This window comes from Halorientalis sp. LT38 (genome assembly GCF_037031225.1).
In the GTDB taxonomy this organism is placed as follows: Archaea; Halobacteriota; Halobacteria; order Halobacteriales; family Haloarculaceae; genus Halorientalis; species Halorientalis halophila.
The window spans coordinates 1,768,395-1,789,323 of the sequence record NZ_JAYEZN010000001.1; the positions used below are offsets into that span (position 1 = coordinate 1,768,395).

Annotated in this window: 19 protein-coding genes and 1 tRNA gene; 10 read left to right on the top strand and 10 right to left on the bottom strand. The window is 65.0% G+C overall.

The window, feature by feature from the left end; genetic code table 11:
- Positions 1 to 23: 23 nt before the first annotated feature.
- Positions 24 to 1,136: a phosphate ABC transporter substrate-binding protein gene (locus tag U5918_RS09045; protein ID WP_336001021.1), complete on the bottom strand. Its 1,113-nt coding sequence runs from the start codon at positions 1,134 to 1,136 to the stop codon at positions 24 to 26.
- A gap of 219 nt (positions 1,137 to 1,355) precedes the next feature.
- Here U5918_RS09045 and U5918_RS09050 point away from each other — a divergent pair, with 219 nt between their 5' ends.
- The 5 genes from U5918_RS09050 (at position 1,356) to U5918_RS09070 (ending at position 5,258) form a co-directional block, all read left to right on the top strand.
- Positions 1,356 to 2,291, top strand: a complete 936-nt coding sequence (locus U5918_RS09050; protein ID WP_336001022.1) for a hypothetical protein — start codon at positions 1,356 to 1,358, stop codon at positions 2,289 to 2,291.
- 251 nt (positions 2,292 to 2,542) lie between these two features.
- A complete protein-coding gene (locus U5918_RS09055) occupies positions 2,543 to 3,001 on the top strand; it encodes a hypothetical protein (protein WP_336001023.1) in 459 nt (152 codons plus the stop codon).
- Between the two features lie 282 nt (positions 3,002 to 3,283).
- The gene (locus U5918_RS09060; RefSeq protein WP_336001024.1) at positions 3,284 to 3,991 is read left to right on the top strand and encodes a CDP-alcohol phosphatidyltransferase family protein; all 708 of its coding nucleotides are present in this window, start codon (positions 3,284 to 3,286) and stop codon (positions 3,989 to 3,991) included.
- On the top strand, positions 3,991 to 4,680 hold the full coding sequence (locus tag U5918_RS09065; protein WP_336001025.1) for a PHP domain-containing protein: 690 nt from the start codon (positions 3,991 to 3,993) through the stop codon (positions 4,678 to 4,680). The genes U5918_RS09060 and U5918_RS09065 overlap by 1 nt, the downstream gene beginning before the upstream one ends.
- A 326-nt stretch (positions 4,681 to 5,006) precedes the next feature.
- On the top strand, positions 5,007 to 5,258 hold the full coding sequence (locus U5918_RS09070) for a hypothetical protein (RefSeq protein ID WP_336001026.1): 252 nt from the start codon (positions 5,007 to 5,009) through the stop codon (positions 5,256 to 5,258).
- Positions 5,259 to 5,377: 119 nt separating this feature from the next.
- Here U5918_RS09070 and U5918_RS09075 read toward each other — a convergent pair whose 3' ends face one another.
- The 5 genes from U5918_RS09075 to U5918_RS09095 form a co-directional block, all read right to left on the bottom strand.
- Positions 5,378 to 6,154, bottom strand: coding sequence for a metallophosphoesterase family protein (locus U5918_RS09075; RefSeq protein WP_336001027.1), 777 nt, complete (start codon positions 6,152 to 6,154; stop codon positions 5,378 to 5,380).
- A 119-nt stretch (positions 6,155 to 6,273) separates the two neighbouring features.
- The gene (gene ppk1 / locus U5918_RS09080; RefSeq protein WP_336001028.1) at positions 6,274 to 8,658 is read right to left on the bottom strand and encodes a polyphosphate kinase 1; all 2,385 of its coding nucleotides are present in this window, start codon (positions 8,656 to 8,658) and stop codon (positions 6,274 to 6,276) included.
- A gap of 826 nt (positions 8,659 to 9,484) precedes the next feature.
- Positions 9,485 to 9,566, bottom strand: a tRNA-Ser gene (locus tag U5918_RS09085).
- 27 nt (positions 9,567 to 9,593) lie between these two features.
- Positions 9,594 to 9,803, bottom strand: coding sequence for a DUF7981 family protein (locus tag U5918_RS09090; RefSeq protein ID WP_336001029.1), 210 nt, complete (start codon positions 9,801 to 9,803; stop codon positions 9,594 to 9,596).
- Positions 9,800 to 10,177, bottom strand: coding sequence for a Rid family detoxifying hydrolase (locus U5918_RS09095; RefSeq protein ID WP_336001030.1), 378 nt, complete (start codon positions 10,175 to 10,177; stop codon positions 9,800 to 9,802). The genes U5918_RS09090 and U5918_RS09095 overlap by 4 nt, the downstream gene beginning before the upstream one ends.
- Before the next feature lie 105 nt (positions 10,178 to 10,282).
- Here U5918_RS09095 and U5918_RS09100 point away from each other — a divergent pair, with 105 nt between their 5' ends.
- Together U5918_RS09100 and U5918_RS09105 are read left to right on the top strand one after the other, a co-directional pair.
- Positions 10,283 to 11,137 carry an SDR family NAD(P)-dependent oxidoreductase gene (locus U5918_RS09100; RefSeq protein WP_336001031.1) on the top strand — a complete coding sequence of 285 codons (855 nt, stop codon included), beginning with the start codon at positions 10,283 to 10,285 and terminating at the stop codon, positions 11,135 to 11,137.
- Positions 11,138 to 11,168: 31 nt separating this feature from the next.
- The gene (locus U5918_RS09105; RefSeq protein WP_336001032.1) at positions 11,169 to 12,128 is read left to right on the top strand and encodes a patatin-like phospholipase family protein; all 960 of its coding nucleotides are present in this window, start codon (positions 11,169 to 11,171) and stop codon (positions 12,126 to 12,128) included.
- Positions 12,129 to 12,132: 4 nt separating this feature from the next.
- Here U5918_RS09105 and ilvA read toward each other — a convergent pair whose 3' ends face one another.
- The 4 genes from ilvA to U5918_RS09125 form a co-directional block, all read right to left on the bottom strand.
- A complete protein-coding gene (gene ilvA / locus U5918_RS09110; protein ID WP_336001033.1) occupies positions 12,133 to 13,344 on the bottom strand; it encodes a threonine ammonia-lyase in 1,212 nt (403 codons plus the stop codon).
- A 222-nt stretch (positions 13,345 to 13,566) separates the two neighbouring features.
- Positions 13,567 to 14,214 carry a CRISPR-associated protein Cas4 gene (locus U5918_RS09115; RefSeq protein WP_336001034.1) on the bottom strand — a complete coding sequence of 216 codons (648 nt, stop codon included), beginning with the start codon at positions 14,212 to 14,214 and terminating at the stop codon, positions 13,567 to 13,569.
- Between the two features lie 42 nt (positions 14,215 to 14,256).
- The gene (locus U5918_RS09120; protein ID WP_336001035.1) at positions 14,257 to 14,652 is read right to left on the bottom strand and encodes a hypothetical protein; all 396 of its coding nucleotides are present in this window, start codon (positions 14,650 to 14,652) and stop codon (positions 14,257 to 14,259) included.
- A 206-nt stretch (positions 14,653 to 14,858) separates the two neighbouring features.
- Entirely contained in the window at positions 14,859 to 15,467 is a 609-nt protein-coding gene (locus U5918_RS09125; protein ID WP_336001036.1) for a conditioned medium-induced protein 4, read from the bottom strand.
- Positions 15,468 to 15,651: 184 nt separating this feature from the next.
- On the opposite strand from U5918_RS09125, the gene U5918_RS09130 reads away from it, so the two are divergent.
- From U5918_RS09130 to hemB, 3 genes are all read left to right on the top strand, one after another.
- Positions 15,652 to 17,859, top strand: coding sequence for a (Fe-S)-binding protein (locus U5918_RS09130; RefSeq protein WP_336001037.1), 2,208 nt, complete (start codon positions 15,652 to 15,654; stop codon positions 17,857 to 17,859).
- Between the two features lie 91 nt (positions 17,860 to 17,950).
- Entirely contained in the window at positions 17,951 to 19,411 is a 1,461-nt protein-coding gene (locus U5918_RS09135) for a hypothetical protein (protein WP_336001038.1), read from the top strand.
- Positions 19,412 to 19,448: 37 nt separating this feature from the next.
- Positions 19,449 to 20,480: a porphobilinogen synthase gene (hemB, locus tag U5918_RS09140; protein ID WP_336001039.1), complete on the top strand. Its 1,032-nt coding sequence runs from the start codon at positions 19,449 to 19,451 to the stop codon at positions 20,478 to 20,480.
- The last annotated feature ends 449 nt before the right edge of the window (positions 20,481 to 20,929 follow it).

The window sequence follows — 20,929 nt, forward strand, 5'->3', positions numbered from 1 at the left end:
CCCCCGTCAGTGGGCGCGCTGTCTCAGCCCTGATCCGGCAACTTCTCGGCCTCGGCCTCGAGGTCGCTCGTCGGGAGCGGGATGTAGTTGTTCTGCTCGACGAAGACGATCTGTCCGAAATCCGTCAGGAACATGTTCAGGAAGGCGCCCTCGCGCTTGTCCGTCCCACTGGGGGTGTCTTCAGTGATCTTCGTGTACATGTGGAGGTCCCGGTTCAGCGGGTACTCGCTGTCGAAGATGGTGTTCTCGGCGTCCTTGTCCGGCTCGTACAGGGTCCCCTCGAAATCGATACCGATGGGCTGGACCGTGTCGCTGGTGAACGCCAGCGCCATGTACGCGATTGCGCCGTCGTTGTTGGAGACGGCCTCTGCGACCTGTTGGTTCTGGCCGAATCGGGAGTCGACGCCCGGCATCGGGGCGTCGGCACCGCCCAGCATGTTGAGCCGGAACGCCGTGTCCGTTCCCGACCCCTCGGCGCGACCGATGACGAAGATCTCCTTGTCCGGGCCGCCGACCTCGGACCAGTTGGTGATCTCGTCCTGGTAGATCTGCCGGACCTGCTCGCCGGTGAGCTGCTGGACGCCGCCGTCGTAGATGTCGCTGCTCACGACGACCGGCTGGCCGTCGCGGCCGACCACGTGGTCGACGAACTGTTCCTCGGCCTCGGAATCGCTGAGACCCAGTTCGGCCGTGATCGGGCCCGACGAGTTCCCGATGTCGACCAGCCCGTCGCGGACCGCCTTGCAGCCCGTGCCGGAGTGGCTCAGGCTGACCGTCGTGTTGTACGGAGGATTCGAGCGCTCGTCCGTCGCCTCGAAGCCGTACAGTCCCGCGAAGTAGTCGGCGAGTTTCTGATCCGTATCGATCTTGTCCCACCCCGGGACGGTGTTCTCGTCGTTCGATCCCCAGTACTCACCGTCGCTCGGCGGTGCGTTGGCGTTCCAGTAGGAACTCCCCTTGTTGGAGATCGGGTACACCGTCGAGGAACCCTCGGCGGTGAGCAGATCCCCACTCGACTCGCCGTCGCTACTGGCGTTACTCGAGCAGCCAGCTATTCCTGCCGCCCCGATGGCCGCCGAACTGACGAGGAACTTGCGCCGTGATACGCCGGTACCGGACGTTGTGCCGTCTGACATCAACTGGAATTTCCCGCTATTTGAGTAAAACCGGTTTATAATACTGCTATACGGCCGTATGCGTCAGTTGGTACCCGATGGGTTCACCTCGTTCGACTCTATCCGTCCACGTTCGACTTACGAGCAATATATAGCCGACTTGGGTGCCACCGAGGGATACTGTTCCCAACAAACCGATCTGACGGAAGGTATACGGGTCGTGCCCTGGAATCCGCGGCCATGAGCGAGAACGAGCTCGTCGGCCGGCCGGTCGAGGACGTGGTCACGGCGGTCGTCGACTGCGGGGACGACCGGGACCCCGAGACGGTGCGAGAGGCGCTCGACCCGGTTACCGACGACGGCATCGTCACGCGCGAGGCGGTCGAGACAGCCGTCTCGGACACCGCGAAGGTGGTCTCGACGGCCGAGACGCGCGCCGAACTCGCCGGCATCGCCTACGAGGACGCCACTGTCGCGGCCGCCCCGGTTGACGATCTCAGTATCGTGGCCGCCCGGCTCGACGAGTACGCCGACCGACTCGACGCCGTCGAGACGCGGGTCGCCGGCCTCACCGACGACCTGCGTGCGCCGGTCGAACACCTGGACGACCCTGGCGCCGTCTACGAGCTGGCGGTCGAACTCCGCGAGGTTGCGGCGGCCGCCCAGGGCGTCGTTCGGACGGCCGACGACCTCTCCGTCGACCTCGAGGGGTTCGAGTCGTGGCTCGATAGCCCTGAACGCCGGTACGACGAGGTAGCGGAGGACGCCGACCTCGTCGACGAGTCGCTGGCGGAGCTGTCCGATGCGGCCGCCCTCCTCCCTGCGGAGAGCGACGAGCCCGCGGCCGATTGGGTGGACGCGACCATGCGGACGCGCGTCGTCGATCTGCTGATCGCCGACCTCCGCGCCGAACTGGCCGACCTCCGGGCGTGGGCCAACCGCGAGGACGCCCCGTTCCGTGCGGCCCTCGACGAACGGGTGGCGGCTCTCGAACGACGCGCCGGAGAGCTGGCAGATACGCTGGCCGAATGCGCCGAGCCGGCGTGGCGCGACCGGTTCGAGGACGACCTGGAGGCGTTCGAGCGCGCCATAGATGGGGTCGAGCCCCCGGTCGACTGGGAGCGCGTCCAGGAGACGCTCGAGGAACAGCGAGAGCGTACCTTCGCGGGCCGTTAGGCGTCGCGGGAGTGCCGGCCATTCCGTCGATCGGAGGACGGCACCGTCGGCGGTCGGTTCGACCCGGTACGTCCCGCCCCCGAAGACCTGCTCGCGGAGCATCGGCCGCCGGTGGAAGTGCCCGGGCGTCAGCGACAGCGGCCCGGAACTGTCGCCGTGTGGTAGGTGTAGAGAATAGTCACTCAGCTCGACGTCCTATATAGCGCTAATAGTAATTATTTTTAGCAGATAGCAGCCACCAGTGAGATACGATGCCCTCCATTAGCCGACGCGTACTCATAGCGGGTACGGGTGCGGTACTAATTCCCATCAGCGGCTGTAACGCGCTGCGCTCGTCCTCGAATCCGAGCGAGGAGGAATCCGATCCCCATTGGGTGAAGGTGTATCTCGATAACCGTGCGGAGACCCACCACGTTACGGTCACGATTACGAACGATGGTGGGGACGTCCTTTTCGAGAACGAATACGAGCTCTCGGACAGTAACGAGGCCGACGAGGACGCGACGTTTCCAGCATCGACCGACCCCGAAAGCATCGTCGTGACCGTCGACGGAACCCGCTTTGAACGCGACTGGCCGGGCTTCGAGCGACCGGCACTTCCCTGCGATGGGCCGAATGAGGCGGGTGTCGAGATATACGTAGAGAACGCTCGGGACGGGACACCTGACGTCCGAATCGAAGCAGACTGTCAGTCCGTTACTGGAGAGTAGCATCGCGCCGGGCCAGTCGACGTGAATTCAGTGGGGTGAACGGATCGAGACGGCACGCCGGCGAGTGCTGCTGCGCCTCTCGGCGTTCACGAGCGGGGTGCTTTGTGCAGCCCCAAATTCGCGACGCGATTTTGGGAAGCAGTTGCACCATCGGTCGGCACTCCAGTACCCGCCCGTGCAGATCCCGAGTAGAGCCGGCGATGGACGTTTTGATAGGCATAAACCCACATATATAATTATATTACTCGCTATTATATAGCCGGGAGAATAACTCACGATCGAATGTCCGATGAACCCGGCCAGCCCGGGACTGTACTCCCGGATACAGTTGCTGCGCAGGTCAAACGGAGATGGGACGACTCGGTCGGCATGGGGTTGCTCGAACGGCTCACGGGAGCGGACTATCTGAGTCTCGTCGCGCTGTTTTTCGCGTGGTCGAGTGCCGTCCTGCTCGTTCGTGGCGAGGTCAACTGGGGGATTCTCGTCATGTTCGGGTCGTTCCTGTTCGACAAACTGGACGGGTACTACGCACGCAAACACGATATTTCGTCGTCATTCGGTCGGCAGATCGACTCGTTCATCGACGTTTTCGCCTACCTCGTCACCGGGGCACTGCTGTATCACGTCGCGCTCTCCCCACATCCGGTGATGACGATCATCGTGGGGTTCGCCATCCTCGCGTTCGGTGGGCTGCGACTCGTCAGACACGCGAGTGAGGGGTTCGGGGAATCGGGTGGGACGAGTTACTACGTCGGTTACACCGTGGTTCACCTGAACTTCGTAGTCCTGCTGACCTACTATCTCGACCTGTTCGTCGCGGGCTGGAACGGCTGGTTCGCCGCCGTTCCCATCCTCGTGCTCTCCCCCCTCATGGTATCAGGCTATAAGAGCTACAAGACGACCGTCGCCCATGCGCTGGGTGGGGCGTTCTGCCTGGCTGCAGCGGGCGTCTGTCTCGGTCTGGAGCTCGCCAGTGCGGGGGTGATCTGATGACAGGGGAGCGCACGATCACCTTCGACCCACACGTCCACACGGACGCCTCCTACGACGCCGAGGGCTCGGTCCACAAGGTGCTGGCGTGCTGTCACAACTCTCCGCTCGACGCTGTCGCCATCACCGATCACGACACGACCCTCGCCGCCCGCGAGGCACTGGAACAGCAGGACCGATACGACGTCACTGTCGTCCCGGGCGTCGAGATCTCGACGGCCGACGGCCACCTGCTGGCGTTGGGCGTCGTCGACCGGCCGCCCATCGGCCGCTCGCTGGCAGACACCGTCCGCTGGGTCCGGACGGAGGGTGGCGTCGCCGTCGTCCCACACCCGTTCCAGGTCAGCCGTTACGGCGTCCGGAAGCGCGATCTCGTCCCCTGTGATGGCATCGAGGTATTCAACGCCTGGTCGATGGCGGGCATCCAGAACCGGCGGGCAGAAGCGTTCGCGAGCGAGCGTGAGTACACCGCACTCGGTGGGAGTGACGCCCACGACTCGACGATGATCGGACAGGGTTACACGGAAGTCGACGTCACACTGCCCGACGGAGACCTCACACCGGCCCGGATTCTGGCGGGCATCAGGGCCGGGCGGACGCGCGCTGTCGGGAACACCACCTCGAAGACGAAATATCTCAGCAAGTACACCCGCACCGTGCGTGACCGGATGGCGAAACGAGTGCGGTGAGGATAATCTGCCGTCCGCAACGCGCAGTTTGAAAGTGGAGCTGGGACCAGCCTGAACACCGTGACGCTCTCGGCTCAATGCGGTCGAATCGTACTACGGCGCGGAGACCAGCTATCCTGACCTCGGTCGCCGCTCCCCTGCGGGAATTCCCTGCCCTGCAGGCGACGGAAATCCGGGAGAGCGGCCCCCAATACAGTCCAGTCGCCACCGTTACAGGGACCACATCTGAGGATTCAGACTGCCTCTACGAGAATGGCTGTTGGAAATCCGTACTGCTATTGAGACGTCATAGCAGTGGATTTGCTGGGCGAGACGGATTCGAAGGCATGGTCGAAGTTGGTCTGCTCCAGTGTCCGGTGTGTGATGACCGCCGACTGTGTCCCGTCGACGGGTTCGACGACGCGGCAGAGTTGAAGGAGGTCGCTTCCGAGCACCTGCGGTCGCACCGACTCTTGGAGAGCAAGCTCGGTATCTACCGGGTGAAGATGGTCCGGGAACTGAACCGGATCGAGGTGGAGCGACCCGGGGACCTCACCACAAACCAGTGGACGGACGAGCCGGAAGCGATTCGGATATAAACACCGTTCCTCCTCTGAGTTGTCGACCGAAACGATCACGTGCCTCAGGCAGTTTTCGCCTGCAGGGACCCTGGGTAAACGAATACGTCTCTACGCTCACCGTCAGCTTCCGGGAGCGATCATACGTCTAGGATTTTCTCGTCCGTTCGGGACTGATACGTGCGCTCGGCGGGGACGCTGTGAAATTCCTCGCGGCGGTAGTCGTAGGCCGTCAGCGCGCCGCCGTAGACACAGCCTGTATCCAGCCCGATGGCCCAGTCGCTGACGAACGGCTCTGCCAGTACCGTGTGGCCGAAGAACACCCGCGGCGGCTGGTCGTGGTGTTCGAACCAGAACGGTCCGTCGTAGCTGTTTCCGGGTGGAACCGACCGCATCTCCAGCAGATCGTCTGGGGCGTGGGCCGAGAGGGAGTCGTTCGGATTGACGCCACCGTGGACGGCCATCGCGTCGTCCCAGGAGACGACCAGTGGGAACGATTCGAGGACGTCCGCGATCGGGTCGAACGGGTCGGTATCGATCCGCTCGTGGATAATCTTCGCCTCGTTGTTCCCCCGGACGCTGACGGCGTTCTCCCGTGACTGAACGAACTCGACGACCGCCGCACTGTCCGGGCCTTTCCGCACGAGATCGCCGACGAAGACGACGATATCGTCGTCCGTCGGCTCCAGCCGGTTCCACAGCGTCCGCAACTCGTCGATACAGCCGTGGACGTCGCCCACGACGTAGATGTCCTCGACTCGATCGGCGTCGAACCGGCGGTGGTATCGGGCGACCTCGTCGCTGAAATGGGCGTCGGTGAGGGCGGGGTGCTCTCCCCACCGCGGGCCCGGATGGAAAAGTCGTCGCGTCATCCCGTCACGAACGCTCGTCGCCTGATCGGCGATTTCGTTCGACACAGGCCTGCTTCGTATGATTCGTATAATTGGGTTACTATGAGAGCACCCGTCACCTATATTTCTCTACGTCTGCCTATGTATTCGCTCGGTGTCACCGTTCCGTCACTCTGGGCTCGTGTTCAATCGTACTCTGACCGAAGGCGGGTACGCGCCCCCTCGCGTGTCTTGTAGTATCGGCGTTCGCCATCGGTCGTTCGAACAGCCCAGTCGTACGTGTCGCTGTCGGGATGGTACCAATGCTTGGAATACACGTCGAATATCGATGAATCACCACCGTCCGTATACGTCGATTCATTATCGGTGGTGTCAGAAGCCGTATCCGACGACTGAGACTCGATATCCGTGTCGGATTCCGTGACTTCCTCGACGAGGAGGGACTCCTCGATACGTTCCGTATCGACCTCTATCCCGGGCCCGTAGCCGCGACTGATGGCCGCGTCCGTTGCCGCCATCAGCATCTCTTGGATATCCCGTACTGGATCGCCATCTGGGGTGACTTGCTGGTAACTACCGTCGCTTTGCATCACCCACCGGCGACGGTTGTCGGTCAGTGTGGCTTCGAGGATGAACCGAAGTTGTTCACGCAATTTTGGGTCTTCGACGGGTGTCACGGCTTCGACCCGGTAGTCGAGGTTTCGAGTCATCCAGTCAGCCGATCCGATGTACCACTCGGGCTTGCCGCCGTTCTCGAAGTAGAAGATCCGGGCGTGTTCGAGGAACCGCCCGACGACCGAATGAACGGTGATGTTCTCGCTCAACCCGTCGATACCGGGGCGGAGCCGGCAGATGTCCCGGACGATCAGGTCGATTTCGACCCCGGCCATCGAGGCGCGATAGAGCGCTTCGACCATCGCCGGATCTTCGAGTCCGTTCACCTTCACCACGATCCGCGCCCGTCGGCCGGAGTGAGCGTGCTCGATTTCCCCGCTGATCAACTCCGTGAACCGCTGGCGCATGGTCACGGGCGCGATGAGGAGTTTCCGAAAACTGTCGTCGAGCGTCGGTCCGGTGAAGAAGTTGAACAGTTTCGTGAGGTCGTTCCCGACGTCCCGATCGGCGGTCAACAGTCCCAGGTCGGAATACCCCTTTGCAGTCCCCGAGTGATAATTTCCCGTTCCGACGTGTGAGTAGAGTTGGACGCCGTCTTCCTCCTGCCGGACGACGAGAGCCGTCTTGGTGTGCGTTTTCAAGCCGATGGTCCCATAGGCGACGTGGATGCCCTCTTCCTCGAGTTGACGAATCCACTGGAGATTGTTCTTCTCGTCGAAGCGGGCCTTGAGTTCGACCATCACCGCCACCTGTTTGCCGTTGTCGGCGGCATCGATGAGGCTCCCGATGACCTTCGAGTCACTTGCGGTCCGGTAGATAGCTGCTTTCACGGCGAGGACGTCGGGGTCGTTCGCCGCGGCATCGAGAAACCGCTGTACGGTTCCCTCGAAGGAGTGATACGGATGGTGTGCGAGGATGTCTCCCGCTCTGATCTCGTCAAAAATGTCCGTGGAGCCATCCGGCGCATCGCTGACCATCGGCCCCAAGCGGGGATGTGCTTTCGGCGTCCAGGACGGCGGTTTGAGATCCGGACGCTCCAGATCGACGAGCGTGAAGAAGTCCTCGAAATCGATCGGACCCTCGCGATAGAACACCTCTCGATCGTCTATCCCGAGTTGCTCTTTGAGGATCGAGACGGATTCCTCGGGCATGTCGGCGTCGACCTCCAGTCGGACGACCGTTGCGAACCGACGCTGTTCGAGTACTTCCTGGACCATGTCGATGAGGTCCTCGGCGACTTCCTCGTTGCGCCGTACTTCGGCGTTTCTGGTCACCTTGAACTTCGATACGTCGCGGATATCGAGGTCGGGGAGCAGCAGATCGAGATTGGCCTCGATGAGATCTTCGATGAGGACGTACCGTTCCGTCTCACCGGGAACGCCTATCAGTCGGGATTGATTCGGCGGGATCTTGATGCGAGTGAACGTCGTTTCGTCGTCTTCCCCGTTCGACGAGAGCACGGCCAAGGAAAGCGAGAGGTTCGAGATGAACGGAAACGGGTGGGCCGGGTCGAACGCGAGTGGCGTCAGCGTCGGAAGGATGGACTCCTCGAAGTAGGCCCGCAACTCCGATCGTTTCTCAGCCGGGAGTTCGTCGGGAGTGTGGATCGCGATGCCTTCGTCCGCGAGTGTCGGCCGTAGCGTCGATCGCCAGTATTCAGACTGCTGTCGAAAGAGTGGCCGTGCAGTATCCAGGACCTCCCGCCACTGTTGTTTCGGCGTCCGGCCGTCCGGTGTCGTCTCGGTCACGCTGGCGTCGATCTGTTGTTTGAGTCCACCGACTCGCTTCATGAAGAATTCGTCAGTGTTCTTGGTGAAAAACGCGAGAAAGCGGAGCCGTTCGAGCGGCGGATTGCGCTCGTCCATCCCTTCACGAAGCACGCGCTCCTGGAAAGCGAGCTCTGAGAGCTCCCGGTTCAAGTAATACTCGGCGCCCGTGGGATCTCTGTCGGTCATTCGGTCACCACCCAGACGGACCGTCCCTGCTCTCGCCCGAACACGATGTCCGAAACCGTCACGAATCCAGTCTGACTCGTTACACTCTCGGATAGTCGGATAGCGGGATAGATCGAGCACAGGTGTAAAGCCGCGTGTGACACGGTATGTACAGAAGGCTCGGAATACAAGTAACCCGATTAATAGGTCTATAGTCTAGTACATAGACGACGTAATTTCGAAGAGTGGAATAGGGTGCTGTCCTCGTCACCTCGGATCACTCAGCTTCCAGTAACACCGATCGTAATTCAGCGCCCGGTGTGCCCCATGACCGGTATTCGAGGACCGAAGTCCGAATCCGCGTTCATGGAGGGGCACCTCTGCACCCGACCAGTTCCAACCGAGACATTCGAGAGGGGTGACCGATAACGTGCGAAGGTTTCTGTCTCCGGCCTCGATGTCTGTCACCTCCGTTCTGACGGAGCCCGAGTATAACTCGAGGGAGATGCCGACTGGATCGCGGAAAACGGTCGCATCGAAAGAAGTACGCTGACCCGAGCACGCCCCAGGAGTGAGACGACACTCGACGTGACGACCAAAATACCCGCCGTATACTCGACATAGGAACAGAGGGCGAGGTGTCGGGCACTCGAAACCGCAAGACTGCGCGGCCTCGTCCCCACGTGGACGGTGTGAGATCGGAGCCGAAATTGGACCGCGAACGCGGTTCGCTGCGCTCCCGGGCTGGGACTTCCAGGGATTCACATCCACTGTCGGTCGTGGCTCGCGGAGTGAGCGAGGACTCGCTGTCGCTCGCCGTCGCTCACGGTGTCGCTCGCCACAGACACGCCAGGACTGGGATTTGAACCCAGAATCCCGGAAGGGAACACGCTTTCCAGGCGTGCGCCTTACCGTTCGGCCATCCTGGCTCGGATAATCGTAACCGGGGTTGGCGTTTAAGCCCTTTCGTTTGCAGCGGCCCGCCGGCGTGCGAGTACGTGGGTCAGCCCGGTCCCCCCGGCCGTGACGAGGGCGGCGACGCCGAACTTCACGAGCCAGTCGACCCGCACCGTCGTCACGAGTTCGTACCCCTGCAGGAGGACCAGAAAGGACAGCCCGCCGGTCAGGCCCCAGAGCAGGCTCGACCTGAAACGGGGGGCGGTCACCTCGTGGCGACGGCCTCGATCTCGACGCCGACGCCCTTCGGGAGCGCGCCCACCTCGACGGCGCTACGGGCCGGTGGCTCGTCGTCGAAGTAGGTCGCGTAGGTCTCGTTCATGGCCTCGAAGTCGTCGATGTCGGCGAGATAGACGGTGACTTTCAGTACGTCGTCCATGCCGGCGCCGGCCTCGTCGAGGATGGCGCGGACGTTGTCCAGCGCCTGCTCGGTCTGGACGGTGATGGACTCCTCGTCGAGTAACTCGCCGTCGGGGGTCAGGGGGATCTGGCCGGCCGTGAACACGAGGGAGTCGGTCGCGGTGGCCTGGCTGTAGGCGCCGACCGCCGCGGGAGCCGCGTCGGTGCTGACGGTGCGTTTCATACCTCGACTTCGGGCCGGCGCTGACTTAAATGCCGGCGGTGGGCCACCCGTCAGCTGGCATGTACACGCCCACCTTTTTCCCCGGGCGGGGTGTGAGTCCCATTCATGACAGACGGAATCGAGCCCCCGGAGCTCACGACGGACCGCATTCTCACGCTCGACGACGACCACTTCACGACCGACAGCGTGGCGCTGGTGACGGGCGCCGGATCGGGCATCGGCCGCGCGACCGCAGTCGCGCTTGCCGCCAACGGCCTCGCCGTGGCGGCGACGGACGTCGACGAGGAGGGGCTGGCTGGTACGACCGAGAAAGCCGAAGACCTCGACGTCGACGGCGAGATCCACGAGATCGCGGGCGACCTGACCGACGACGAGGACGTCCGGCGGATCGTCGACGCCGCCGCCGAGAAAGGAGATCTGCGTTACGTCGCCAACATCGCGGGCCTCCAGCACATCGACCCACTGCCGGAGTTCCCGATGGAGAAGTACGACCTCATGCACGACGTGATGCTCCGCGCACCCTTCCTGATCGCCAAGCTCGCCATGCCCCACATCCGCGACACCGACGACGGCGAGGGTGCGATCGGCAACATGTGTTCGATCCACGGCCACACCGCGACCCAGGACAAGTCCGGCTACATCACCTCGAAGTTCGGCCTGCGGGGGCTAACGAAATCCATCGCCGCGGAGGGCGACGGGACCCTGCGCGCGTTCACCGTCTCGACGGGGTACGTGAAGACGCCCCTCGTCACGAACCAGATCCCCGACACGGCCGAGGAACGAGGCATCACCGAGGAGGAGGTCGTCGAGGACGTGATGCTCGGCAAGTCCCAGGTCAAGGAGATGATGGAGCCCGTGGACGTGGCGAACCTCTTCGCGCTCGGCTTCTCGGGTTATGGCCGCCACCTCGACGGGGGCGACCTCACCTGGGACGGCGGGCACCTGTCGACGTACGAATAAACTTACGTCCGCCGACCCTCCAGGCCTGTCCATGAGCGACGAGGCGAACGTCGCGATCGCGTGCCAGGGAGGGGGCAGCCACACCGCCTTCAGCGCCGGCGTCCTCCAGGAACTCCTCCCGGCCATCGAACGCCGCGGCGACCGGCTGGTGGGCCTCAGCGGCACCTCTGGCGGCGCGTTCGCGGCGGTCGCGGGCTGGTACGGCTCGCAGACCGCGGGCACGACCGCCGAGGCCGTCCTCGAGGACCTCTGGGCGGAACTGGCGGCCTCGAGTCCCGCAGCGCAGATCGGCAACGACGCGCTCGTCTGGACGACGTTCCTCGAGAACACCGGCGTCCCGATCCCGGAGGTCAGTCCCTACCAGCACCCGTGGTCCGGGTGGGGTCAGGAGCAACTCCGCGAGGCGTTGACGACCGTCGTCGACTTCGACGCGATCCCCGGGCTGGCGGCCCCCGAGGCGCCCGAACTCGTCGTCGGCACGGTCGACATCAACGCCGGCACCTTCGAGACGTTCACCAACGAGTCGGTCACGGCGACCGCGGTCCTCGCGTCGGCGGCCGTCCCCCAGCTGTTCCCCGCCGTCGAGATCGACGGCGACAGCTACTGGGACGGCCTGTTCTCGCAGAACCCGCCGATCGGGGACCTGTACGACGTCCCGGCCGAGCGGAAACCGGACGAGCTCTGGGTCGTCCAGATCAACCCCCAGACCCGTTCGGGGACGCCGACGACGCTGCGGGAGATCGTCGACCGGCGCAACGAACTGGCCGGCAACCTCTCGCTGAACCAGGAGCTCCAGGTCGTCGAGCAGATCAACCGGTTCCTGGAGGCGGGGTACCTGCCCGAGGACGAGTACCGGTACACGTCGATCAGGCGGCTCGGCCTCGATGGCGAGCGCCCCTACGCCTCGAAACTCGACCGCAGCCCGGAGTTCGTCTCCGAACTGATCGAAACGGGGCGGGAGAGTGCCCGGCAGTTCCTCGCGGACCTGTGAGCCCTCAGAGCAGGACCTCGGTCTCGTAGCCGGCGTCTTCGAGGGCCGCCAGCACGGTCTCGACGTGATCGTGGCCGCGGGTCTCCAGGTCGAGTTCGACCTCGGCGTCGTTCATCGCCACGTCCCGCGAGGTGCGGTCGTGCCGGATGGCGTAGATGTTCGCGCGGTGGGCCGAGAGGATGTTCGTCAATTCCTCGAGGGTTCCGGGCCGGTCCTTCAGAACGGTGCGCAACCGCAGGTAGCGTCCGGTCCGGACGAGCCCTCGGAGGATCACCGTCGTCAGCGTGTTGAGGTCGATGTTGCCGCCACAGAGCGCGGGGACGATCACCTCGTCGGCGGCGTAGTCGAAGCGCTCCTCGAGGACCGCTGCCAGCGGCACGGCACCGGCGCCCTCGACCAGCGTCTTCGAGCGTTCGAGAAGCATGGTCAGCGCGACGGCGATCTCCTCGTCGCCGACGGTCACCACCTCGTCGACGCGCTCGCGGATGATCGGGAAGGTCTCGTCGCCGACCCGGCGGGTGGCGATCCCGTCCGCGATGGTGTTGACGCCCTCGCGTTCGACGATCTCGCCCTTCGCCAGCGACTGGGCGGCGCTCGCCGCCCCCTCCGCCTGGACGCCGATCACCCTGACGTCGGGATTGCGCCCCTTGATCGCCGTGGCGATCCCGCTGATGAGTCCGCCGCCGCCGATGGGGACGACGACGGTCTCGACATCCGGGCAGTCCTCGAGGATCTCGAGGCCGATGGTCCCCTGGCCGGCCATCACCATGGGATCGTCGAACGCGTGGACGTAGGTGCGTCCCTCCTCGCGTTCGATCTCGTGGGCCCGCTCGGCGGCCTCGCTGTAGTCCTCGCCGTGGAGGACGACTTCGGCGCCGTAGCTGCGGGTGGCCTTCACCTTCGAGACCGGCGCGGGTTCGGGCATGACGATCTTCGAGTCGACGCCGGCCTTCGTCGCCGCGAGCGCGACCCCCTGGGCGTGGTTGCCCGCGCTCGCGGTCACGACGCCCGCTTCCCGCTCTGCGTCCGAGAGCGTCGCGATGCGGTTCGTCGCCCCACGGATCTTGAACGCGCCCGTGCGCTGGAAGGTCTCGAGTTTCAGGCGGACGTCCGCGCCCGTCATCGCGGAGAAGGTGTGGGAGTACTCCAGCGGCGTGTGTCTGGCCGTCGCCGCGACCCGGTCTACGGCCGCCTCCACGTCGGCGAGGTCGAGCATGTTCGGATGTTCCACTACGAGGAGTTAGGTGTTTTCCGCGACGTCCGCGGACCGGGGGGTCGACGGGCTCACAAAAACGGATTGGAGCGTGTGACTGCAGATCGAACGGCGACCGCGATGTACTTAAACCCCAGGTACATTCAATCGGCGGAAAACCGCCATACTCCGGCCTAATATGACCTGTGTCAGACGAGAAGCTGACGGGCGACTCACTCATAAAGGTTAGAGCAGTGACCGGAGCGATCGGGTGCGGACGCCGCACTGGTTTCGGAACTCGCAGGGGCCGCACTTGGCGTCGTTCTCGATGCGCGCCGGCGGACCGTCCACGGCGTCGGCGGTCCGGACGGCGCTGCGGTAGGCGGCCTTCCGACGAGTCGTCAGCAGGACCTCACGGACGACCCCGTAGGCCGGATACTCGGCGAACGCCCGCTCGACGGGTGTCTCGCGCTCCCATGAGAGCGCTTTGGCGGCCGCCACCAGCCGCGCGGTCTGGGGCTTCCAGACGCCCTCGTCGGGCGGCGCACCGGCGAACACGAGCGAAGGCGCCAGCGGTTCCTCGAGGACCTTGTGCGCGACGCCCCGACACTCGCGACCGTCGAGCATCTGCTCGCGATGTGGGGGATCGACCAGCGCGTCCCAGGCGTCCAGTCGGGCTTTGGCCCGCCCCAGTTGGGAGCGAAACCGCGTCGGAGAAACCTCGATGGGGGCGGCCAGCAGGTCGGCGTCGCTGTCGAGCAGACGCTCGTACTCGAAGGCGAGTTGCCGGCAGGCAGCGACCTCGTCGGGGACGTCCGGCGGGCCCGACCGACGGCGGTAGTAGAGTTTTCGGGGGCAGTACGCGGCCGTCTCCACGTCCCGGAACGTGTGCATGGCCGAGGCTGGTCCCGGATTGGTACTTGAACCTTCGTCCGCCTATTCCTCGATCCTCGTGTACAGCGTGCGAGCCGCGACGAAGACGACGACTGCGAACAGACCACCGGTGCCGACACTGGAAAGGGGCGTCGCCACGGCCTCGACGGTCGTCCTCGCGAACCAGGCGGCCACTGCGAACGCGACGATTACTAAAACGCGGCCCGCGACGCCGATTTCGCGGAACCAGGTCCCCACTCGGGAGCCGAAACCCGAGGAGGCTACCGGACCCATCGCGACCGCGAAGGTGACGAACCCGACCACGGCCCAAGACCAGGCGAGGGCGGTCCCGATGACAGCGTTCTGGGCGACGACGACCAGCGCCAGTCCCGCGACGGCGATATCGGTTCGGCCCGACGTCCCGTCGGGGAACCAGTTCCGAGGGGCGATGGAGGGCATCGTGTCGGGGACATTTCGGCCCCAGCGCGAAGAATGCTGTGCCGGGCGGTGCGGTCGCGGTGCGGACACTGCCAGCATCCGCGCGCCTCCGGCGCGCGGTTCGCTCGGCGCGAGGCGAAGCCGAGCGCCGAGGTCGTTTTTCCCCAAGTTTTTGCGAGGAGAGGTCGCGGCGGAGCCGCGACCCGACGAAGTAAAAAGTGGGTGCCTTAGAATTGAGTGTCGGTCTCGATGTCCTCGGCGGCCTCGCGGAGGCCGTCCTCGCGGGCGCTCTCGGTCAGGCGGACCGAGAGGGCGGCGTCGGGGATGGCGTCCTCGAACTCGCTGCGGAAGCGGCCGCTGACGCGGCGGATCTCGGCCTGCGTTTCTACCACGTCGAGCGCGCGGGCGACGGTGTCGGAGTCCGAATCGAGGTCGGCGGCGAGCGCGGTGGGGTCGGGGTCGTCGGGGTCCTCGCGTGCGTCCCGCAGTGTGGCGAGGTCGAAGGGGAAGGCGGTGTCGGCGTCGTCGAGGAGGTGGAGGTCCATCCGTGCGCGGAAGACCGTCTCGGGGGTGACGACGAGGGCGTCGGCGAGGGTCGCGTCGTCGTCGCCGTCGTAGAAGCCGCGGACGACCGTCACGAGCGCGTCGGTGCCGAGGGCCGTCTCGAACGTGTAGCGGTCGCGCATGCGCTCGACGACGGCTTCGACCCGCGCGGCGACCTCCCCCTCGTCCGCGTCGGCGAGCGACCCCGGTCCCTCCTCCTGGCGCTCCGTCACGGTCTCTTCGTCGGTGACCTCGACGAAGATGTCCCGGAGTTCCTCTGTTTTCTCGTCCATCGTGCACCGAGTCGGAGGACGCGCAGACAAAAAGCTGTTGCCGGGTATCACCGGGCCCGACGCTGCGGGGGGTCCCCGCCAGGTGACGGACGGCGGCCGCCCGAGAAATCCTTTTCCGGTTGTGTGCCGTGGGTATGCTGCGGCTTGGCAAGACTTAAGCGCGTAACTTCCACACAAGCAAATTATGGTACTACCGTTGCAGACGGGTGACACCGTCACACGCCCGACGATGTGGCAGATCAGCCACGTCGGCGAAATCGTCTTCTACTACCTCGCGGCGCTGACGATCGCCGTGCTGATCTGGGGTGTCTACCGGCGCTTCGATCGGTACACGCAGGGCGGCGAGGACTGGTTCGAGCGCGTCGACGACCTGGGAAGCCGGATCGTCGAGGCCTCGCGGATCGTCTTCACCAACCGCAAACAGTTCGATCGGGACCTCTACGGGGGGCTGATGCACTCCTTCATCATGTGGGGCTTTCTGACCCTGCTGATCGGGACGACCATCCTGGCCATCGACATGGACTTCCTGGAGAAGGGCGGGAAGCTCCTCACCGGCCAGAGCTACTCCATCTTCAACGGGGACTTCTACCTCTCGTACTCCCTCGTGATGGACTTCATGGGCCTGCTCTTCGTCGTCGGGATCGGCATGGCCCTCTATCGCCGCTACGTCGTTCGCAACGAGCGGCTCTGGGGCCCCAACTCCAGCACCGAAGACCACCTGTTCATCTGGACGCTCTTCTTCCTCGGCATCGGTGGGTACGTCACCGAGGCGATCCGGATTCTGGGGACCAGCGCGGTGCGTGACGTCTCCTTCGAGACGGTGAGTTTCGTCGGCTGGTTCGTCAAGGACGTCTTCGCCGCGGCCGGCATGACCCCCGAGATGGCCACGGCGGCCTACCCGGTGGTCTGGTGGTCCCACGCGCTGCTCGCCTTCTTCTTCATCGCGTGGATCCCCTACGCCAAGCCCTTCCACATGATCTCCTCGTTCGCCAACGTCGTCACCCGCGACGAGAAGGCGGGCAAGCGCCTGCCCGGCATCCCGGCAGACCTGGACGCGGACACCGGCGCCGAGTCCATGGATTCTTTCTCCTGGAAGGAGATCCTCGACCAGGACGCCTGTACCAAGTGCGGTCGCTGTACCTCGGTCTGTCCGGCCAACGGCTCCGGGCGGCCGCTCAGCCCGCGCGACGTCATCCTCGACCTGAAGAACTACCGTGAATCCGTCGAGAACGGCGGCGAGGAACGGACCATCGTCGGCGACGGCGGCGACGCGGTGATCCAGACCGAGACGATGGAGTCCTGCATGGCCTGCATGGCCTGCATGGACGCCTGCCCGGTCGAGATCGAGCACCTGAAGACCTTCACCCGGCTGAACCGCCAGCTGACCGACGAGGGCGAGATCCAGCCCAGCATGCAGGACGTCTTCCAGAACGTCATGCAGAAGGGCAACACCTTCGGCGACTCCCAGCGCAACCGCGGCGACTGGACGGAGGACCTCGAGTTCGACGTGGCCGACGTCCGCGAAGAGCCCGTGGAGTACCTCTGGTACGTCGGTGACTACCCGTCCTACGACGACCGGAACAAGCAGGTCGCCCGGTCGCTGGCGAAACTCCTGCAGGCGGCCGACGTCGAGTTCGGCATCCTCTACGACGACGAGGTCTACGACGGCAACGACATCCGGCGGGTCGGCGAGGAGTTCCTCTTCGTCGAGCAGGCCGCGACGATGGTCGAGAACTTCCAGGACGCCGAGTTCGAGAAGATCGTCTGTACCGACCCCCACTCGTACAACACGTTCAAAAACGAGTACCCAGAGGTCGACTTCGACGAGTTCGCCGACGACCCGATGATGGACTTCGACATCGAGGGCTTCTGGAACGAGGACGGCAGCACGGAGGTCTACCACTGGACCCAGGCCGTCGAGGAACTCGTCGACCGCGGCGCCCTCGGACTCTCGGGGACGGAACTGGACTACACCGTCACCTACCACGACCCGTGTCACCTCGGCCGGTACAACGACGAGTACGCGGCCCCGCGCGAGTTGATCCGCGCGACGGGCTGTGACCTCCACGAGATGCCGCGCAACCGCGCCGACTCCTACTGCTGTGGCGGCGGTGGCGGCGGCCTCTGGATGGAACTCGAAGAGGAGGAGAAACCGAGCGAGGAACGCCTGCGCGAGGCCCTCGAGGACACCGAGGCCGGACAGGCCGTCGAGAAGTTCGTCGTCGCCTGTCCGATGTGCATGACGATGTACGAGGACGGTCGCAAGACCGGCGACTTCGAGGACGAGATCGAGATCGTCGACGTGGCCGAACTGCTCGTCGAGGCCGTCGAGCAGGGCGGCGTCAGCGCCAGTGCCACCGCCGGCGGCGAGTCCGCGCCCGCCGACGACTGACGACCGCGCGTCGACGCCGACTCCCTGACCGTCGGGTGGTTTCACTCGGGAAGACCTAAGTGATCGTAGCCGCTGGTACGACCGAACAGCCGTGGTCTCTCGCCGTCAGCTGCTCGTCGCTGGCCTGGTCGCGCTCACGGGCGCGTATCTCCTCGTCGGTGGGCTTGGCGGCCTCTCCGAAGAGCGAGCCGAGCGCGACCAGGTCGACAGGAACAGGCTGATCCTACCCACCGAGAACGGGAGCTATCTCTGGCCCTACACGTCACGCAAACGGACGACGGCCGGGCAGACGCTCGCGATCAACCTGGTGATCCACGGGGACGACCAGCGGGTACACCGGGCGCTGACCGAGCAGACCAGCCTCGACTGGCGCGCACCCATCGAGGAAAACGAGACGGCGGAGAACGGGACGGACTCGCTCGACAACGACTCCGAAGACGGCGAGTTCGGCGGTGACGCCGATTCGACCGCCCCGACCGAGTCCCCGAGCGAGTTCGCAGACGACGAGACGCCCACGGTGCAAAACGACACCGAGACGCCCGCGAACGGGACGGTGAACGGGACGGCGACGCCGGGGCCCGGACCGGGAGAGGCGATCCGGGACTCGCTCTTCGAGTGGGCAGACGCACACGGCTCGACGCGGTACACCTACATCGACAGTTCGCCGAAGGGCGGCTCCGGGCACTGGCTGGACGAGACGTACCAGATCCACGCCGGGACGTACCTCGGGAGCCGACACCACATTCGGGCGTACGCCGCGCCGCGGGACAACTGGACCGCGATCCAGGTCCACCAGGAGTACTGGGACTGGTTCCGCCTGCGACACACCGTCACGGACAGCCGGAACGCCCGGAACAGACTCGAGAACGACTTCATCGGCCAGCCGTACGTCTCGGACGTCACCCGGACGTACTACGGCGTCCACGGCGGATGGAACGACGGCTGGCTGTCGGAGATCGACCTCAGACCCGCGAGCGTGGCGCTCGTCGGGCTGCTCGGACTGCTGTCCGCGAACGCGCGACGGACGATCCGGCGCGACGCGGCGTACGCCCTCCGGTGGATCCGCGGGAACGTCCGGGGGCTTGTCCTCGCGGCGATGATCGCAGCGTTGTACCTGAGCGTCCGCAGCGCGGGCCTGTTCCTCGAGTCGCTCTCGTCGGTCGATCCGCGTGCGTTCGTCGCGGTGCTGTATCCCGTCATCGCCATCGGGCTGCCGGTGGTCGCGTTCGTGTTCGCCCAGCCCTTCGGGGCGACGTCGCGATTCGAGCGCTTACAGCAGATCTCCCGGTTCCTGGGGCCGCGGATCCAGGCGACGCCGGCGTTCGTGTTCGCCTTCATCGCCCTCTGTGTGGCGTTCGTCCTCGACTTCGGCGGGCTCGGTATCACCTCCCTCCCGATCGAACTGGCGATCCACCGCGTCGGGCTCGCAGTCGCACTGGGGCTGATCGCGGCGGGCGCGACCCGGATCGACGAGCGCGGCGGCAGCCTGCTCGCCGTCGGCGTCCTCGGCTGGCTGGTCGGCCTGGCCATGCCGCTGCTTGGCTACCTGTGAACAGTGGGTTTTTGCGCACACCCCGGATAAAGCCGGTATGAACATCACGCAGCGGCCCCGCCGGCTCCGCCGGGACGGCATCCGCTCTCTCGTCAGCGAGGTCTCCCTCTCCCCCAGTGACCTGATCGCACCCGTGTTCGTCGACGCGACGACCGACGAGCGCCAGCCGATCCCCTCGATGCCGGGCCACGAACGCGTGCCCGTCGAGGAGGCCGTCGCTCGCGTCGAGGAGGTCCGCGAGACCGGCGTCGAGGCGGTCATCGTGTTCGGCATCCCCGAGGAGAAAGACGCACGCGGAACCAGGGCTTTCGCCGACGACGGCGTCGTCCAGCGGGCGGTGCGGGCGATCACCGCCGAGACCGACGCCTACGTGATCACCGACGTCTGCATGTGCGAGTACACCGACCACGGCCACTGCGGGGTTCTCACGAGCGAAGCGAGTGAGAGCTGGGAAGAGCTTCGCTCTTCCGGTGTGATCGAGGAGGACGCGGACGAGGAGCCCACCCTCACGGTCAAAAACGACGAGACGCTCGACCTGCTGACGAAGACGGCCGTCTCCCACGCCGCGGCGGGGGCGGACATGGTCGCGCCCTCCTCGATGACCGACGGGATGGTCGGCGCGATCAGGACGGGACTCGACGATTCGGGTCACGCCGACGTGCCGATCATGAGCTACGCGGCGAAATACGAGAGCGCCTTCTACGGCCCCTTCCGGGACGCCGCAGACGGCGCACCGGCCTTCGGCGACCGCCGACACTACCAGATGGACCCCGCGAACGCCCGAGAGGCCATGCGCGAGGTCAGCCTGGACGTCGAGCAGGGCGCGGACGTGCTGATGGTCAAGCCCGCCCTGCCCTACCTGGACGTCGTGAGCGCCGTCCGCCGGGAGTTCGACCACCCCGTCGCGGCCTACAACGTCTCCGGGGAGTACGCCATGCTCCACGCCGCCGCGGAGAAGGGATGGCTCGACCTCGAAGCCGTCGCCCACGAGTCGCTGCTGTCGATCAAGCGCGCCGGCGCGGACCTGATCCTGACGTACTTCGCCGAGGACCTGGCGCCGCGACTGTAGCCGGACCCGATCGGACGGGTTCCGAACCTGCAGCCGAGTGCAGACGTCGAGCCGCGCGCTCGCGCACAGCGGTTCGTGAGCCGGGGAGCCGCGATACTCGCTCGAAACTGGACGGACGGTCGGCGATGGCGTGCAGGATGGACGATGCGCAATTTCCCGACAGTCCATCGGCCCGCAGCTGCTCCGAACGGTCGATTCGAGCCCCCTGTCGGCGGTTCGCGCGCTCGGGGAACCGACCCGGTTCCGCGCCGAACCGGGTTGACGAAAGGTCGGAAATAGCCCGGACGAGTGCCCACCGACTGGACGGAATACAACCTTAAACAGATAATAGTCTACCCAAATCCGGACGTTCGTCTACCACAGTTCCGAAATTTGCTCGTGTTTCAAGCTAACCCTTATGTAGTGTGATTCCATGACGTTCTCTCGTGAAATACCACACGAGCATAGCG